The sequence below is a fragment of the Sulfurivirga sp. genome, assembly GCF_015490265.1.
Lineage (GTDB): Bacteria > Pseudomonadota > Gammaproteobacteria > Thiomicrospirales > Thiomicrospiraceae > Sulfurivirga.
This window is the reverse complement of the sequence record NZ_WFYD01000060.1, coordinates 1-2,287: the sequence shown is the minus strand read 5'-3', so window position 1 is coordinate 2,287 and position 2,287 is coordinate 1. Positions and strand designations below refer to the sequence as shown.

4 protein-coding genes are annotated in these 2,287 nt (G+C 61.1%); 3 read left to right on the top strand and 1 reads right to left on the bottom strand.

Going from position 1 to position 2,287, the window contains the following annotated elements; all coding sequences use genetic code 11:
* A partial coding sequence (locus F8K16_RS04100; protein ID WP_294947323.1) for a glutamate--tRNA ligase family protein occupies positions 1-170 on the bottom strand: 170 nt, incomplete at its 3' end.
* A gap of 114 nt (positions 171-284) precedes the next feature.
* Here F8K16_RS04100 and F8K16_RS04095 point away from each other — a divergent pair.
* The 3 genes from F8K16_RS04095 (at position 285) to F8K16_RS04085 (ending at position 2,097) form a co-directional block, all read left to right on the top strand.
* The gene (locus F8K16_RS04095) at positions 285-773 is read left to right on the top strand and encodes a peptidylprolyl isomerase (RefSeq protein ID WP_367122705.1); all 489 of its coding nucleotides are present in this window, start codon (positions 285-287) and stop codon (positions 771-773) included.
* Positions 774-783: 10 nt separating this feature from the next.
* Positions 784-1,296, top strand: coding sequence for a peptidylprolyl isomerase (locus F8K16_RS04090; protein WP_294947317.1), 513 nt, complete (start codon positions 784-786; stop codon positions 1,294-1,296).
* 66 nt (positions 1,297-1,362) lie between these two features.
* A complete protein-coding gene (locus F8K16_RS04085) occupies positions 1,363-2,097 on the top strand; it encodes a UDP-2,3-diacylglucosamine diphosphatase (protein ID WP_294947314.1) in 735 nt (244 codons plus the stop codon).
* Positions 2,098-2,287 lie beyond the last annotated feature (190 nt).

Below are 2,287 nucleotides of genomic sequence, written 5' to 3'. Positions count from 1 at the left end.
TATTCGTCCCGGCTCCGCTCGGTGTCGGTGTCCTCGATGCGCAGCAGGAAGGTGGCGCCACGCTTGTGGCCCATGAGGGCGTTGAACAGGGCCGTGCGGGCGTTGCCCATGTGGATATGGCCGGTCGGTGACGGTGCGAAACGGGTCTTCAAGGTTCGGCTTCCCTTTATAATTTGGCAATCGGCATATTTTACAGGAGAGCCCAAATGCTTCGACGCGCATTTCTGGCGCTGGCGCTGCTGCCCCTGCTGGCAAACGCTGCAGAAAACAAACGCCCGCAGGTGATGCTGGAGACCAACTACGGCAACATCGTCATCGAACTCTATCCGGACAAGGCACCGAAGACGGTGAAGAACTTTCTGCGCTATGTGAACGAAGGCTTCTACGACGGCACCCTTTTTCACCGGGTGATCTCGGATTTCATGATTCAAGGCGGTGGCTATACGGCGGACATGAAGCGCAAGGTCACCCACGACCCGATTCCCAATGAGGCGGACAACGGCCTGCACAACCGCATCGGCTATGTGGCCATGGCGCGCACCTCCGATCCCCATTCGGCCACCAGCCAGTTCTTCATCAACGTGAACAACAACAGTTTTCTCGACTTCCGCGAAAAGACCCCGCGCGGCTGGGGCTACGCCGTCTTCGGGCGTGTCATCAAGGGCTTCCGCGTAGTCAACAGAATCCGCCAGGTGCCCACCGGCTGGAAGAACGGCATGAAGGACGTGCCGCTTGAGCCGGTGATCATCAAACGTGCCCGTCAGATTCAGTAAGGAGCAGAACATGAGCACACCCAAGGTCATCTTCCACACCAGCAAGGGCGACATTGTCATCGCCCTCAATCCCGACAAGGCGCCCAAGACCGTGGAAAACTTCCTGCGTTATGCGAAGGAAGGCCATTATGACGGCACCATCTTCCACCGTGTCATTCCCGGCTTTGTCATTCAGGGCGGCGGTCACACGCCGGACATGGCCCAGAAGCCGACCCACCCGCCCATCGAGAACGAGGCGGACAACGGCCTCAAGAACAGAAAATACACCCTTTCCATGGCACGTACCATGGACCCCCACTCCGCCACCAGCCAGTTTTTCATCAACCTGGCGGACAACGCCTTTCTCGACCATACCGGCAAGGACATCAACGGCTGGGGCTATGCAGTCTTCGGTGAGGTGATTGACGGTCAGGACGTGGTGGACGCCATCGCCAGCGTGCCCACCGGCAACCGCGCCGGCCATCAGGATGTGCCGCTGGAGGATGTCATCATCGAATCCACCGAAGTGATCGAAGACGCCTGAAACAACGGGGTCTCCCCCACTTTTACAGGATGCGGCGCCAGCCGCCGCGCCCTGCGCCGCCAAAACATGCCGAAAAAGCCTTTCACCCTCATCGCAGGCGACATTCACCTGCAGACCGACCCTGACCATCCGGTCAACCGGGCGTTTCTCGCCTTTCTGGCCGGTCAGGCGCGGGAAGCGGACACCCTCTATCTCATCGGCGACCTGTTCGAGCGCTGGGTGGGCGACGACATCGGGCTGGAGGAATACGCCTTCGCCATCGAAGCACTGCGTGGGCTGACCGCCAGCGGCACCGAGGTGAAACTGCTCTACGGCAACCGGGACTTTCTCATGCGTGAGGCGTTCTGGGACGTCACCGGGGTGCAGCCCTTGCCGGAAGTGGTGCGCACCCGTCTCCATGGACATGAGGTGATCCTGTGCCATGGCGACGAGCTGTGCACGCTGGATGCGGACTACCAGAAGGTGCGCCGCCGTCTGCGCAGCCGTTTTGTTCAATGGCTGTTTCTCAAGATGCCGGCGGAACGCCGCCGTGCCATCGGCCAGCGCCTGCGTGACCGCTCCCGTGAGGAAACGGCCAACAAGCCGGCCGAATGGATGGATGTGGACGAGACCACCGTTCTGGCCTGGTTCGACGCCTGGCCGGAGGCGCGCCACCTGATCCACGGCCATACCCACAGACCGGCCCATCATGCCTATCCCAATGGCCGCCACCGCTGGGTGGTGGGCGACTGGCACGAAGACGGCGGGCAGATCCTGCGCATTGACGCGGACGGCCTGCGGCTGGAGCCGGCCGCCATCTGACGGCGGCACACCTTTCACTTCAAATTCACCCGAAATGTGGTTTCTCCGGACATGAAAAAGCCCGCCGAAAGGCGGGCGATATCATGCAACCGGGCAGTGTCTGTCACAGCACCAGCGGCAGGAAGAAGCTGCCTCCTCTGCGGATGATGCGCATGGGGAACTTGCGCCCCTTGGGCAGCTTTCTGATGAG

Bases quoted from the DNA above. Each gene is read 5' to 3' on its own strand.
- F8K16_RS04095 (WP_367122705.1), top strand. From the start codon at position 285: ATGCTGGAGACCAACTACGGCAACATCGTCATCGAACTCTATCCGGAC.
- F8K16_RS04090 (WP_294947317.1), top strand. From the start codon at position 784: ATGAGCACACCCAAGGTCATCTTCCACACCAGCAAGGGCGACATTGTC.
- F8K16_RS04085 (WP_294947314.1), top strand. From the start codon at position 1,363: ATGCCGAAAAAGCCTTTCACCCTCATCGCAGGCGACATTCACCTGCAG.